Here is a 13,731-nt window from a genome sequence, read left to right as displayed (position 1 = left end):
CGGTCGCCGGGGGCCGGGCGCAGCCTGGGAAAAGGGCTCAGTCGCCGGGTGTGGCCTCCGCCACCTGATCCAGACGGAAGGCTTCGTTGCCGAGGCCGATGCGGGCGTGGACGTCGGGGCGGTTGCGCCGCAGGAAGGCCCCGTACAGCAGTCCGGCCACTGCGGCGGCGGCGATGATGCCGGGCAGGACCCAGCTGAGTGCGGAGCCCTTCTCGGCGCCGACGAGGACGCCGAAGTCCTTGACGGTGTAGGCGGCGATGCCGAGCAGGGCCAGGCCGGCGGCGCCGGCGGCGACGAGGCGCCAGACCTGGGCGCCGGCGGTGCCGCGGCGCACGAAGAAGGCGATCACCGCGAAGGAGGCGGCGGCCATGAGGAGTGTCACACCGAGGGCGCCGACACTGCCCATCCAGGTGAACAGGTGCAGGACGGGGGCGGTGGGGTCGCCGGCGGGCAGGTCGTCGGTGACGGCGAAGGCGAGGACGACGAGGGTCGCGATGCCGGTCTGCAGGAGCGAGCCGGTGGCGGGGGCGCCGGTGCCGGCGTTGGTGCGGCCGAAGGCGGCCGGGAGCAGTCCCTCGCGGCCCATGGCGAAGGCGTAGCGGGAGACGACGTTGTGGAAGCTGAGCATGGCGGCGAACATGCCGGTCACGAAGAGGACGTGCAGGACGTCGGTGAAGGTGGTGCCGAGCCGGGACTCGGTCAGCTGGAAGAGCAGGCCGGGACCGGCTTCGCCGGCGGTCCTGACGACCTCGCCGGGGCCGGTGGCGACGGTGAGCGCCCAGGCGCTGAAGGCGAAGAAGAGGGCGACGAAGCCGACGGCGAGGAACATCACGCGGGAGACGACGATGTGCGGCCTGCTGGTCTCCTCGGCGTACACCGGGGACTGCTCGAAGCCGACGAAGGCGGCGATGCAGAAGCAGAGGGCGGTGCCGAGACCGGCCCCGCTGAGGGTCTCGGGGTTGAAGGCGTGGAGGGAGAGGCCTTCGGGGCCGGGCTGGGCGAGGGCGGCGGCGTCGAAGACGACGACCAGGGCGCACTCGATCAGGAGGAGGACGCCGAGGACCTTGGCGTTGAGGTCGATCTTGAGCCAGCCGAGGGCGCCGGTGGCGGCGACCGCCAGCAGGGCGGGGATCCACCACGCGATCTCGGTGTCGAGGTAGGTGGCGAAGAGGCCGGAGATCTCGAAGCCGAGGATGCCGTAGACGCCGACCTGCATGGCGCTGTACGCGACGAGGGCGACGAGCGAGGCGGCGACGCCGGCGGTGGGGCCGAGGCCGCGGGCGATGTAGGCGTAGAAGGCACCGGCGTTGTGGACGTGGCGGCTCATCTCGGCGTAGCCGACGCTGAACAGGGCGAGGACGAGGCCGAGGATGACGAAGAGCAGGGGCTGGCCGACGACGCCCATGAGCCCGAAGGTCGTGGGCATGACACCCGCGACCACCATGAGGGGGGCGCTCGCGGCGAGTGCGGAGAGCAGCAGGCCGGCGGTGCCGAGGCGGTCGGCGCGCAGCGCGCGGTCCTGGCCCTTGTAGGTGCGTATCTCGGCCGGCTCCTGAAGCGTGGTGGATCTGCCCGTCGGCATGGCGGCGTCCTTTCGGGGGCGCGGTTCTTTCGGGGGCGGATGGGTGGGGTGGTGCGGGGGTGGGGCGTGGGGGTCAGGCGGTGCCCAGTGCCACGTTGCGTGCGGCGAGGAAGGCCTTCTGCGGGTCCAGGTCGGGATAGGACCAGGGAGCGCGGGTGGCGTGGCTGCCGATGCGGTGGAAGAGCGCGGCCGCCTCGGCGGGGCGGCCCTCGCAGAGTTTGGCGTGGGCGAGGAAGTTCAGGTCGACCCGGTTGCGGGGGTGGTCCTCGCGCTCCCACTCCAGCCACCAGTCGAAGGCGGAGCGCAGGACCTGGCGGGCGCGGCGGCCGGCCCAGTGGGCGGCGGCCGCCTCGGGGGTGTGGCCGTGCGTGGCGGCGAGCACGCGGTAGCGCTCGGCGTGCGCGACGACGGGGAGCACGGCCAGCGGGGAGTCGGCCGGGGATTCCTCGGCGGCCCAGGCGGCGAAGTCGTAGACCTCGTGGAGAGGGTCCTGGCCCGGGGCGAGGGTGCGTTCGGCCAGTTTCGCCACCATGAGGTGGTGGGCGTGGTGGTGCTCGCGGTGGCGGGCCCGGACCTGGTCGAAGTGGCGGCTGAACTCCTCCTCCGTGCCGAAGGCGCGGGAGAGCAGCAGCAGGCCGAGCCACGGGGTCGGGTCGTCGGGGAGCAGTGCGGCGGCCCGGCGGCAGGCCTCCTCGGCGGCGGCCGGCGTGCCCTTGTGGCGCAGGGCGGCGAAGACGGCGGCGCAGGCGAGCAGGGTCGCGGCGTCGGCGCTGTCCGGTTCGGCGAGCAGCCACTCCCGGGCCCAGGCGGTGGCCGCCGGGGTCTGGGCGAGGACGGTGACGCGGTGGCCCCGGCGGTCCCAGTCGTCGCCGGTGCCGACGAGGAGGGAACGGACCCGGGCCCAGCGCCCCTGGGTGAACTGGGCGCGTACGTCGATCAGTTCGGCGTCGCAGAGGGCCGGGTCGAAGAGCTGGGCGTCCCGCTTGCGGGCGCGGCCGAGGGGCGGCGGAGGCGGGGACATCCGCGGGGTTTCCCTCCAGGACGCGGGCGGACAGAGGTCGGGGGTCGGATCGGGGCGGTCCGGCCGGGGATCCGGTCGGGCGGTCCGGCCGGGTCGGGAGGCCGGTGGCGGCCGTCGCGCGCGCAGGGTGCACGCGCGCGGTCCGGCCGGCCGTGGGGCTCGGGGGTCGTGCCGGTGGAGCGGGGGCGTGGAGCTGTGGGCGGTGCGCTGTGCCGGGCTCCGGTGGATTGCGTGGAGCACGGAGGGGGGTGCGGTGGAGCGCCGGGGCTCGGGGTTCCGACGGAACTCCGGTGAGCACTCCGGTGATCACGCACAGCAAAGCGGTAGGCGCAGCTCCGAGTCAAGGTCCAGTCCACTGCGTGGCGGGTTTCAACTGGTCGGGCGCCCGTGTCAGTTGGGCGGCCGCTGGGCATTGCGGCCCGCCGCGGCCGGCGTTCTAAGGTGGCCGTATGACTGCATATGACGATCTTCCCCCGTACCTGCTGGGGTTTCCGGGTCCGCTCCGCGATCAGTTGGTCGCCGCCGTGCTGGGCGGGGCGAAGACCAGCACCACCGGGCTCCTCGCGGAGTACGAGGCCGAGCGGGAACCGCTGCCGGAGCCCGGCACACGGTCCCTGCTCGTGGACTCCGACGAGCGCGGGGTGGCCGTGGTGGAGGTCACCTCCGTGGAGGTGCTGCGGCTCGGCGACGTGGGGCTGGAGCACGCGGTCGACGAGGGGGAGGGCCACACCTCGGTGGCCGAATGGCGCAGGGCCCACGAGGAGTTCTGGCACAGCGAGCCGGTGCGCACGGTGATCGGGGACCCGGGGTTCACGGTCGATGACGACACCCTCGTCGTGGCGGAGCGGTTCCGGGTCGCCGAGCGCCTGGCCTGACGCCTCCGGCAGCCGGTCCCGACCCGCCGCGGGGCCGGCCGCCGCGGGGCCGGCCGCCGCGGGCCGTGTCTCAGCCGACCGCCTGCGCCGCGGCCCGCCCCGCCGCGCGGCCGGAGAAGATGCAGCCGCCGAGGAAGGTGCCCTCCAGGGCCCGGTAGCCGTGGACCCCGCCCCCGCCGAATCCGGCCGCCTCGCCCGCGGCGTAGACGCCCGCCAGCGGTTCGCCCGTCCCGGTCAGGACCCGGGAGGACAGGTCGGTCTCCAGCCCGCCCAGGGACTTGCGGGTCAGGATGGAGAGCCGTACCGCGATCAGCGGACCGGCCGCGGGATCGAGGATCCGGTGCGGGGCGGCGGTGCGGATCAGCTTGTCACCGAGGTACCGGCGGGCCCCGTGGATGGCCGTCACCTGCAGGTCCTTGGTGAAGGGGTTGGCGATCTCCCGGTCGCGGGCCACGATCGCGTGTCGGACGGCGCCCTCGTCGAGCAGGTCCTCCTTCGTCACGGCGTTCATGCCGCGCACGAGGGCGGAGAGGTCGCGCTCGACGACGAAGTCGGCGCCGCGGTCCATGAAGGCCTTGACCGGGCCGGGTACGGCCTGGCGGGCCCGCGTGATGACGTCGCGTACCGACTTGCCGGTCAGGTCCGGGTTCTGCTCGGAGCCGGAGAGGGCGAACTCCTTGCCGATGATGCGCTGGTTGAGCACGAACCAGGTGTGGTCGTGGCCCGTCCTCATGATGTGGTCGAGCGTCCCGAGGGTGTCGAAGCCGGGGAAGAGCGGTACGGGCAGCCTCCGGCCCGTGGCGTCCAGCCACAGCGGGGACGGCCCGGGCAGGATGCGGATCCCGTGCCGGGCCCAGATCGGGTCCCAGTTCCCGATGCCCTCGGTGTAGTGCCACATCCGGTCCTTGTTGATGTGGCTGGCGCCCGCGGCCTCCGCGATGCCCAGCATCAGGCCGTCGACGTGGGCGGGAACCCCGGAGAGCATGCGCTCGGGCGGGGTGCCCAGCCGGGCGGGCCACTGGGCGCGCACGAGGTCGTGGTTGCCGCCGATGCCGCCGCTGGTGACGATCACGGCCTGGGCCCGCAGGGAGAAGGTTCCGATGGCCTCGCGACTGCTGGCGGTGCCGCGTACGGCGTCGGAGGGCTCCAGGACCTCACCGGTCACGGTGTCCACCGCGCCGGCGGTGGCGGACAGTCCGGTCACCCGGTGGCGGAACGCCAGGCGGACCAGGCCGCGGGCCACTCCCTCCCGGACCCGGCGTTCGAACGGCGCCACCAGGCCGGGGCCGGTGCCCCAGGTGATGTGGAAGCGGGGCACGGAGTTGCCGGGGCCTCCCGCGTCGTAGCCGCCGCGCTCCGCCCAGCCGACGACGGGGAAGAAGCGGACGCCCTGCCGGTGCAGCCAGGGGCGCTTCTCGCCGGCCGCGAAGTCGACGTAGGCCTCGGCCCAGCGGCGCGGCCAGGCGTCCTCCTCGCGGTCGAACCCGGCGGTGCCCCGCCAGTCCTGGAGGGCGAGCGCCCGGCTGTCCTTGATCCGCATCCGGCGCTGCTCGGGCGAGTCCACGAAGAAGAGGCCGCCGAAGGACCAGTGCGCCTGGCCCCCGATGGACTGCTCCGGCTCCTGGTCGAGCAGGATGACCTTGCGGCCCGCGTCGACGAGCTCGGCAGTGGCCACGAGGCCCGCGAGCCCGGCTCCGATCACGATCACGTCTGCGTCGTACGTCATGCGGGTACCCGTCCTCCGTCGCTGGTGGGGCAGATCCTTTGCTACGGAGCGGTAACCCGTCAACAGCGGTGGTTGGATGGACCTCGTGAGTGCCGCTGATGAAGTGCTGGACGTGGTGGACCGGGACGACCGGGTCACCGGGCAGGCCCGGCGCGGCGAGGTCTACGCCCGCGGGCTGATCCACCGCTGCGTGTTCGTGCTGGCCAGGGACGCCGAGGACCGGATCTTCGTGCACCGGCGCACGGCGTCGAAGCTCGTCTTCCCCTCGCACTACGACATGTTCGTCGGCGGGGTGCTCGGCGCCGGCGAGACCTACGCGCGGGCCGCGCTGAGGGAGGCCGAGGAGGAGCTGGGGGTGCGGGGGCTTCCCCGGCCGGAGCCGCTGTTCAAGTTCCTGTACGAGGGCCCGGGCGGAGCCTGGTGGTCCTGCGTGTACGAGGTGCGGTGCGAACTGTCGGTGTCCCCCCAGGTCTCGGAGGTGGACTGGCACGCCTTCCTCACGCGGGAGGAGCTGGACCGGCGGGTCGGGGCCGGGGACTGGCCGTGGGTGCCGGACGGGCTGGAGGCCTACCGGCGGCTGCGCGCGCGTCCGGAGCCCCGCCAGTAGATTGATCGGGTGATCGACTTCGTCAAGGACGTACGCCTGTGGTTCGCGCCGTCGCGGCTGAAGGACGAGGGCGACACCCCCGACTACCGCTTCTCGCTGGCCAACGAGCGCACGTTCCTCGCCTGGATCCGCACCGCCCTGGCCCTGGTCGGCGGCGGTTTCGCCGTCGAGCAGTTCCTGCCCGACCTGCGATGGGGGGTGCGCGTCGGGATGGCCTTCGCCCTGCTGGCCGTGGGTGCGGCCTGTGCGCTGCGGGCGGTGAACCACTGGGTGCGCTGCGAGCGGGCGATGCGGCGGCACGAGGACCTGCCGCTGTCACGGTTCCCGGTGGTGCTGAGCCTCGGTGTGGGGCTGGTGGCGGTGGCGATGGTGGTGGTGTCGCTGCTGGGCTGGACGTCGGGCCGGTGAGCGCGGCGGGCACGGACCGCGACGCCGGGCTGCAGCCCGAGCGGACCCGGCTCGCGTGGCGGCGTACGACGCTGGCGTCCTCGGTGGTGGCGGTGCTGGCGCTGCGGCAGGCGCTGCGCGGGTCCGGTTCGTCGGCGGAGGTGGCCGGGGCTGCGGTGATCGTGCTGCTCTGGCTGGTGTTCCTGGGAGTGGCGCACCGCCGGATCCGGGCGCTGGCGACCGGCCGGCCGCCCGGGCTGGCACCCCGGTCGGCGCTGGCCGTGGTGGCGTGCACCGTGGCACTGGCGGTCTTCGCGATGGCGGTCATCCTCTGATCCGCCGACCGGATCGTCCTACTTCCCGCTACAGGTCCGGACACAACGGGCGATAGCCGATCATTCGGACTACTCTCGTCGCCATGACGACCCTCCACCACGAACACCCCACGCACGAGCACGTCCACGGCGCGGACTGCGGTCACCGGGCGGTGCCGCACGGCGACCACGTCGACTACGCGCACGACGGCCACCTGCACCGGAAGCACTCGGGGCACTGGGACGAGTGCGAGCCGGCCGGGCACACGGCCCACGAGGGCCACGCACACGCGCACGGCACGGACTGCGGGCACGAGGCGGTCCCGCACGGCGACCACGTCGACTACCTGCACGACGGGCACCGGCACGCCGAGCACGACGGGCACTACGACGACCACTGAGCGGCGCCGCCCCCGACCCGCTCCCCGGGAGCCGGTCGGGGCGGCGACCCGCCCTCCCCCGGCACGGCGGCAGCCGGCAGGATGCCGACTGCCCGTCACCGCGACCCGGGGAGAGCGCTGTTGCCCGTCGACGACCCGTACCTCGTCCGGCCCGCGCCGGGGGTGCACGCCTACGTGCAGCCCGACGGCGGCTGGTGCCTGAACAACGCCGGCTTCGTCAGCGACGGCGGCCGGACCCTGCTCGTCGACACCGCCGCCACCGAGCGCCGCGCCCTGGCGCTGCGCGAGGCCGTCGCGGCGGCCGGGGTGCCGCTCCCCCGGACGGTGGTGAACACCCACCACCACGGCGACCACACCTACGGCAACTCCGTCTTCACCCCCGAGGCGCTGGTCCTCGGGCACGAGAACGCGCGGGCCGAGCAGCTCGCCGCCGGGCACCAGCTGGAGATGATCTGGCCCGGCACGGACTTCGGGGCGGTCGACATCACCGCCCCGGACCTCACCTACGGCGACCGGGCGACTGTGCACGTGGGCGCGACCGAGGTCCGGATCGTCCACCCGGGCGTCGCGCACACCACCGGGGACTCGGTCGTCTGGCTGCCCGCGCAGCGGGTGGTCTTCACCGGGGACCTGGTCTTCGCCGGGGGTACGCCGTTCCTGGCGATGGGCTCACTGGCCGGCTCCCTGCGGGCCCTGGACCTGCTGCGCACGCTGGACACCGAGACCGTCGTACCGGGCCACGGGCCGCTGACCGACCCGTCGGCCTACGACTCCACCGAGCGCTACCTGCGGTACGTGGCGCAGCTCGCCGGGGACGGGTACGCCAAGGGGCTGGCACCGCTGGAGGTGGCCCGACGGGCCGACCTCGGCGAGTTCGCGGCGTGGCGGGAGAGCGAGCGGCTCGTGGCGAACGTGCACCGGGCGTACGCGGAGCTGGCCGGCGAGCCGGAGGGTTCTCCGCTGGACCTCCTGGCGGTCCTGACGGACATGACGCTGATGAACGGCGGTACGCCGATCCTCTGCCACGCATAGGGCCGGGGTTCTTTCGGCCCGCCCTCTGGACGGCATACCGACTGGTCGGCATGATGACGGTGCGGTGGTGCACGCGACGCACCGCCGCTGCTTTCCTCGACCCTCGCACGAAAGGTGCGCGCCATGACCTCAGCCCCGGCCGATCCCCGAGGCCTGGACCTGGAGCGGCTGCGCGGCCATCTGGACCGGGCCCGCCCCGGGCTCGTGGCCGGTGCGCTGCGCGGCCGGCTGATCGAGGGGGGCCGGTCGAACCTCACGTACGAGGTGACCGACGGGACCGCCCGCTGGGTGGTGCGCCGGCCGCCGCTGGGCCATGTACTGGCCACCGCCCACGACATGCGCCGCGAGCACCGGGTCATCGCGGCCCTGCACGGGACGGCGGTGCCGGTGCCGGAGCCGGTGCTGCTGTGCGAGGACGAGGCCGTGCTCGGGGCGCCGTTCTACGTCATGGAGTACGTGGACGGGGTGCCGTACCGCACGGCCGGAGAGCTCGCGGCGATCGGCCCGGAGCGCACCCGGCAGGCGGTGCTGGGACTGGTGGACACGCTGGTCGAGCTGCACGCGGTGGACCCGGGGGCGGTGGGCCTGGGCGACTTCGGCCGGCCCGAGGGCTTCCTCGACCGGCAGTTGCGGCGCTGGGGCAAGCAGCTCGCGGCGTCCCGGGGGCGCGAGCTCGCCGGGATCGACGAACTGCACGCCGCCCTGGGCCGCCGCCTGCCCCACTCCCCCGCCCCGACGGTGGTGCACGGCGACTACCGGCTGGACAACGTCCTGATCGGCGGCCCGGACCACTCGATCCGGGCGGTGCTGGACTGGGAGATGTCCACGCTCGGGGATCCGCTGACCGATCTCGGGCTGCTGGTGATGTACAGCTCCGACCTGGGGCCGACCGCATCGCCGGTCAGCACGACGAGCGGGGCCCCGGGCCATCCGGCGCCCGCCGAGCTGGTCGAGCGGTACGCCGCCCGGTCGGGGCGGGACACCGGGGCCATCGCCTGGTACACGGCCTTCGCCTGGTTCAAGCTCGCGGTGATCCTGGAGGGCATCCACTACCGCTACACGCTCGGGCAGACCGTGGGCGCCGGCTTCGACCGGATCGGCGACCTGGTTCCCGTCTTCATCGAGCACGGACTGACCACTTTCCAGGAACTGCAGGAAGGCTGAGGGACCCGGCATGGACTTCGCATTCGACGCCCGGACCGAGGAACTGCGCGAGCGCCTGCTCGCGTTCATGGAGGAGTACGTGCACCCGGCGGAGCCCGTTGCCGCCGAGCAGCGCGCACGGCTGGCCTCTCCCTGGGACACCCCGGCCGTCTTCGGTGAACTGAAGGCCGAGGCGCGCCGCCAGGGCCTGTGGAACCTCTTCTTCGTGGACCCGCACGGCCTGCCGGGCGACGGGCCGGGGGCGGGGCTGACCAACCTCCAGTACGCGCCGCTCGCCGAGATCACCGGCCGCAGCCCGCACCTGGCTCCCATGGCGACGAACTGTGCGGCCCCCGACACCGGGAACATGGAGCTGCTCGCCCAGTTCGGGAGCGAGGAGCAGAAGAAGCAGTGGCTGGGCCCGCTGCTGGAGGGCGTGATCCGCTCGGCGTTCGCGATGACGGAGCCCGAGGTGGCCTCGTCGGACGCGACGAACGTCGAGACCCGGATCGAGCGGGTGGGCGACGAGTATGTGATCACCGGTCGCAAGTGGTTCATCTCCGGTGCCATGAATCCGGACTGCGCGGTCTTCATCGTGATGGGCAAGACCGACCCGGACGGCGCCGACCCGCGCCGCCAGCAGTCGATGGTGCTGGTCCCGCGGGACACCCCCGGTGTCGAGGTGCGCCGGGCCATGACGGTGTACGGGTACGAGGACCACGACCACGGCGGTCACGCGGAGGTGGTGTTCGACGGGGTACGGGTCCCGGCGGCGAACCTGATCGGCGAGGAGGGCGGCGGCTTCGCCATCGCCCAGGCGCGGCTCGGCCCGGGCCGCATCCACCACTGCATGCGGCTGATCGGGATGGCGGAGCGTGCCATCGAGCTCATGTGCCGGCGTGCAGTGGAGCGCACCGCCTTCGGCAGGCCGTTGGCCGCGCAGGGCGTGGTGCAGAACTGGATCGCCGACGCCCGCGTCACGGTGGAGCAGCTGCGGCTGCTGGTACTGAAGACGGCCTGGCTGATGGACACGGTCGGCAACCGGGGGGCTCACACTGAGATCCAGGCCATCAAGATCGCGACCCCGCGGGCGGTGGTGCGGATCCTCGACGACGCGGTGCAGCTGCACGGTGCGGGCGGGGTCAGCCAGGACTTCCCGCTGGCCGAGCTGTGGGCGGCGGCGCGGACCCTGCGGCTGGCCGACGGTCCGGACGAGGTGCACCAGCGGTCCCTGGCCCGTCGGGAGCTGAAGAGGTACATGTAGCTTCCGCAGGAGCGGGTCCCGGGCCCCGGAGCGGGCCCGGCCTCGGCGGGCGGCCGCCCGCCGGTCCCCGATCGTCAGGGCCGCAGGGCCCGCAGCAGCAGGTCCGCGAGGTGGTCGGCGACCTGCTGCGGCGTGAGCGGGCCGTCCGCCCGGTACCAGGTGGACAGGTGGTGCACGGACCCGAAGTGGTAGTCCACCACCAGGTCGGCGGGGGTGGCGGTGGAGAACACGCCGGTCCGCTGACCCTCCTCGATCAGCGCCCGGAACCGCTCGTGGTAGCGCCGGCGTTCCGCCCGGACCTGCTTGTACTTCTCGGGGCTGAGCTGGTGCATCGAGCGGAAGAAGATCATGGCGTCGTCGAGGTTCTCGATGGTGGTGACGACCACGTCGGCGGCCGCGGCCCGCAGGCGTTCCTCGACGGGGGCGTCGGAGGCGGCCACCGCGTCGAGGCGCTGCTGCTGCAGGCGCAGCATCCGCGCGTACACCTCGTGCAGCAGGTCGTCCTTGGACCCGAAGTAGTGGTAGAGCGCCCCCTTGGTGACCCCGGCCGCCTCCACGATCTCCTGGACGGACGTGCGGTCGTAGCCGCGCTCGGCGAACAACCGGGTGGCGACGGCCAGCAGCCGCTGCGGTACCGGGGCTTCGTACGTGCCTGCGGGTTCCGTTGTCCTGGCCGCCATGGTGCTGACCTTCCTCTTCTCGTTCTGCCTGGTCGCTGCGACCAGCTGTACGACCCTCCGACTGTTTTCAGCCGCGGTCGCGCAGTTCCCGTCGCAGGATCTTGCCACTGGTCGTCTTCGGAAGGACAGGCAGGATCTCGACCTGGCGCGGGTATTTGTACGCGGCGAGGCGCTCGGCGCAGTAGGCGGACAGCTCGTCGGGCTCGGCGGGTGCGCCCGGGCGCAGGCTCACGTACGCCTTGACGCTCTCCCCGCGGTACGGGTCGGGGACGCCGACGACCGCGGCCTCGCGGACGGCGGGGTGGGTGTAGAGCACGTCCTCGACCTCGCGGGGCCAGACCTTGAAACCCGAGGCGTTGATCATGTCCTTCTTGCGGTCGACGACGTAGAGCCAGCCGTCGGGGTCCATGAAGCCGACGTCGCCGGTGCGCAGTTCGCCGTCCGGGAAGGCCTCCGCCGTTTCGTCGGGCAGGTTCCAGTAGCCGGGCACGACCTGGGGGCCGCGTACGGCGATCTCGCCGGTCCGGCCGAGGGGCAGTTCGGCCCCCTGCTCGTCGAGGATGCGGACGATCGTGTCGGCGCCGGGCAGGCCCACGGAGAGGGTGCCGGAGGCGGGGTCGACCGGGGCTTCGAGGTGCACGGGCACGGTGGCGCAGGGGGCGGTGCACTCGGTGAGGCCGTAGCCGTTGCGCAGGTAGAAACCGAAGGCGGTGCGAAGGCGTTCGACGAGCGCGGGCGGCAGGGGGGCGCCGCCGGAGGAGACCACCTGGAAGGACGCGAAGTGGCCCGGGGTGACGGCGGGGTGGGCGGCGAGGGCCATGAAGGCGGTGGCCGGGCCGACGGTGTAGGCGGGGCGGTGTTCCAGGAAGGCGTCGAGGACGGCGCCGGCGTCGAAGCGGTGGGCGAGGACGAGGGTGCCGGCGTTGACGAAGCAGGCGGCCAGTTCGCAGACCATGCCGGTGATGTGGAAGAGGGGTGCGAGGGCGAAGTAGCCGGCGCCCTCGGGGACGGGGTGGGAGGTGACCTGTCGCACGGCGTTGTAGGTGAGCGCGCCGTGCGGGTTCATGGCGCCCTTGGGGGTGCCGCTGGTCCCCGAGGTGTAGCTGATCAGGGCGGTGTCGGCGGCGGTGGGGGCGGGGCCGTCCGGGGCGCGGTGGCCCCGGCGGGCGACGGTGGCGAGGTCGGCGGTGTGCGGCGGGCCGCCGTCCGGTCCGGCGGTCGCGGCTGCGGGTCCGGCTCCTGCGTCCGCGGGCGCGGTCTGCTGGTGCGGTATGGACGGCGGCACCGGGGCGGGGGCCCCAGGCAGGGCCGCGAAGATCCGCGGGTCGTTGCGGGTCTGGAAGTCGCGGTCGGAGGCGGTCAGGACACTGCGCACGGCGCTGCCCCGGACGGCCTCCCGCAGGTACGCCTCCCATGCGCTGCCGTCGCAGACGAGCGCGGCGGCGCCGGAGTCGTGCAGGACGTGGCCGACCTCGCCGGACTTGTACATGGGGTTGAGGGGGACGACGACGGCCCCGGTCTTCCAGGCGGCGAGGACGGCCAGGACGAAGTGGGGGGTGTTCTGGAGCATGACGGCGACCCGGTCGCCGCGGCGGACGCCGCGCGCCGCGAGGTGGCCGGCGACGGAGTCGGAGAGCGCGTCTGCCTCGGCGTATCCGATCCGGCCGTCGAAGTAGGCGAGCGCGGCGCGTCCGGGGGCGCGGGCCACGGCCTCCCGGAAGGCGTGCAGCACGGTGGGCGGCGGTGTGACGGGTGCCCGCTGGACCGGGGCGAGCAGGCCCAGCCAGGGGCGGGAGGCGGACGCGGAGGCTGAGCCGGTGCCGGAGCCGGAGGTCACCTGGTCTCCCATGTCTGCTGGAGGTGGTTCATGCCGCTCAGCCAGCGGTCCGGGTCGGTGGCGCGGACCGCGTAGTAGTCGGCGACCTCGGGGTGCGGGAGGATCAAGAAGCGGCCCTTCTCCATGCCGTCGAACAGCGTGTCCGCCACCGCTTCCGGCTCGATCGCGGTCGGTGCGAGGACGAGTGCGCCCGCGGAGCCGGCGGCGGTCAGCATGTCGGTGCGTACTCCTTGCGGGCAGATGGCGTGGACCTGGACACCGCGGTGCCGGTAGGTCAGCGACAGCCATTCGGCGAAGGCGAGCGCGCCGTGCTTGGTGACACTGTACGGGGCCGCGCCGATCATGCTCAGCAGTCCCGCGGCGGAGACGGTGGACACGAAGCGGCCGCTCCCCCGCTCCAGCCAGTCGGGCAGCAGCAGCCGGGCGGCGCGGACGTGGGCCATCACGTTGACGTTCCAGGCCGCCTCCCAGACGCCCTCGTCGGCGCCGGCGTCGCCGCCGGAGGCGAGTCCGGCGTTGGCGCAGTAGACGTCGACCGTCCCACCGAGGGCCTCGCGCGCCTCGGCCACGATCTGCGAGGCGTCGCCCGGGAGCGGGATCGCCCGGGGGCCGATCCCGGCGGCCACGGCGGCTGCCCGGGCGGGGTCGACGTCGTTGACGACCACGGTGGCGCCTTCGGCCGCGAAGCGCTGGGCGAGTGCGGCGCCGATGCCGCCGCCCGCACCGGTGACGACGACTCGCTGGTCCTGGTACGCGTTCACGGGATCACACCTCTCGTGCGGCCACCGCCGGATGGCGGATCCGGGCAGACTAACCGGTCGGTATGTGAGGGCGGAAGGGCCGCGCTGCTTAGCGTGGCGGG

At 73.6% G+C, this 13,731-nt stretch carries 14 protein-coding genes; 8 read left to right on the top strand and 6 right to left on the bottom strand.

Going from position 1 to position 13,731, the window contains the following annotated elements; genetic code table 11:
• Positions 1 to 37 precede the first annotated feature (37 nt).
• Both IF89_RS0121090 and IF89_RS0121085 read right to left on the bottom strand, forming a co-directional pair.
• Positions 38 to 1,582: an APC family permease gene (locus tag IF89_RS0121090; protein WP_030770269.1), complete on the bottom strand. Its 1,545-nt coding sequence runs from the start codon at positions 1,580 to 1,582 to the stop codon at positions 38 to 40.
• Positions 1,583 to 1,655: 73 nt separating this feature from the next.
• Complete coding sequence (locus tag IF89_RS0121085) at positions 1,656 to 2,603, bottom strand: hypothetical protein (RefSeq protein ID WP_030770267.1); 948 nt, start codon at positions 2,601 to 2,603, stop codon at positions 1,656 to 1,658.
• Positions 2,604 to 3,052: 449 nt separating this feature from the next.
• Between IF89_RS0121085 and IF89_RS0121080 the strand changes: the two genes are divergently transcribed.
• Positions 3,053 to 3,478: an ASCH domain-containing protein gene (locus IF89_RS0121080; RefSeq protein ID WP_030770264.1), complete on the top strand. Its 426-nt coding sequence runs from the start codon at positions 3,053 to 3,055 to the stop codon at positions 3,476 to 3,478.
• A gap of 70 nt (positions 3,479 to 3,548) precedes the next feature.
• On the opposite strand, the gene IF89_RS0121075 is transcribed toward IF89_RS0121080, so the two are convergent.
• Positions 3,549 to 5,204, bottom strand: coding sequence for an FAD-binding dehydrogenase (locus IF89_RS0121075; RefSeq protein WP_030770260.1), 1,656 nt, complete (start codon positions 5,202 to 5,204; stop codon positions 3,549 to 3,551).
• Between the two features lie 76 nt (positions 5,205 to 5,280).
• On the opposite strand from IF89_RS0121075, the gene IF89_RS0121070 reads away from it, so the two are divergent.
• The 7 genes from IF89_RS0121070 (at position 5,281) to IF89_RS0121040 (ending at position 10,352) form a co-directional block, all read left to right on the top strand.
• Positions 5,281 to 5,811, top strand: a complete 531-nt coding sequence (locus tag IF89_RS0121070) for an NUDIX hydrolase (protein WP_030770258.1) — start codon at positions 5,281 to 5,283, stop codon at positions 5,809 to 5,811.
• Positions 5,812 to 5,820: 9 nt separating this feature from the next.
• Positions 5,821 to 6,219, top strand: coding sequence for a YidH family protein (locus tag IF89_RS0121065; protein ID WP_030770256.1), 399 nt, complete (start codon positions 5,821 to 5,823; stop codon positions 6,217 to 6,219).
• Complete coding sequence (locus IF89_RS0121060; protein WP_030770255.1) at positions 6,216 to 6,533, top strand: DUF202 domain-containing protein; 318 nt, start codon at positions 6,216 to 6,218, stop codon at positions 6,531 to 6,533. The genes IF89_RS0121065 and IF89_RS0121060 overlap by 4 nt, the downstream gene beginning before the upstream one ends.
• An 83-nt stretch (positions 6,534 to 6,616) precedes the next feature.
• On the top strand, positions 6,617 to 6,913 hold the full coding sequence (locus tag IF89_RS0121055) for a hypothetical protein (protein WP_030770253.1): 297 nt from the start codon (positions 6,617 to 6,619) through the stop codon (positions 6,911 to 6,913).
• A gap of 120 nt (positions 6,914 to 7,033) precedes the next feature.
• The gene (locus tag IF89_RS0121050) at positions 7,034 to 7,945 is read left to right on the top strand and encodes an MBL fold metallo-hydrolase (RefSeq protein ID WP_030770251.1); all 912 of its coding nucleotides are present in this window, start codon (positions 7,034 to 7,036) and stop codon (positions 7,943 to 7,945) included.
• A 123-nt stretch (positions 7,946 to 8,068) separates the two neighbouring features.
• Positions 8,069 to 9,109: a phosphotransferase family protein gene (locus IF89_RS0121045; RefSeq protein WP_030770250.1), complete on the top strand. Its 1,041-nt coding sequence runs from the start codon at positions 8,069 to 8,071 to the stop codon at positions 9,107 to 9,109.
• Positions 9,110 to 9,119: 10 nt separating this feature from the next.
• Positions 9,120 to 10,352 carry an acyl-CoA dehydrogenase family protein gene (locus tag IF89_RS0121040; protein WP_030770248.1) on the top strand — a complete coding sequence of 411 codons (1,233 nt, stop codon included), beginning with the start codon at positions 9,120 to 9,122 and terminating at the stop codon, positions 10,350 to 10,352.
• 74 nt (positions 10,353 to 10,426) lie between these two features.
• Here the strand turns inward: IF89_RS0121040 and IF89_RS0121035 are convergent, their stop codons facing one another.
• The 3 genes from IF89_RS0121035 to IF89_RS0121025 all read right to left on the bottom strand — a co-directional run bounded on the left by IF89_RS0121035 (position 10,427) and on the right by IF89_RS0121025 (position 13,630).
• On the bottom strand, positions 10,427 to 11,032 hold the full coding sequence (locus tag IF89_RS0121035) for a TetR/AcrR family transcriptional regulator (protein ID WP_030770246.1): 606 nt from the start codon (positions 11,030 to 11,032) through the stop codon (positions 10,427 to 10,429).
• A 67-nt stretch (positions 11,033 to 11,099) separates the two neighbouring features.
• Positions 11,100 to 12,881, bottom strand: a complete 1,782-nt coding sequence (locus IF89_RS0121030) for an AMP-binding protein (protein ID WP_051807369.1) — start codon at positions 12,879 to 12,881, stop codon at positions 11,100 to 11,102.
• Entirely contained in the window at positions 12,866 to 13,630 is a 765-nt protein-coding gene (locus IF89_RS0121025) for an SDR family oxidoreductase (protein WP_030770243.1), read from the bottom strand. The genes IF89_RS0121030 and IF89_RS0121025 overlap by 16 nt, the downstream gene beginning before the upstream one ends.
• Between the last annotated feature and the right edge of the window lie 101 nt (positions 13,631 to 13,731).

The organism is Streptomyces sp. NRRL F-2664 (genome assembly GCF_000719345.1).
Classification (GTDB): Bacteria; Actinomycetota; Actinomycetes; order Streptomycetales; family Streptomycetaceae; genus Streptomyces.
The sequence above is the reverse complement of the archived record's forward strand: the minus strand, read 5'-3'. Positions and strand labels throughout refer to the sequence as shown.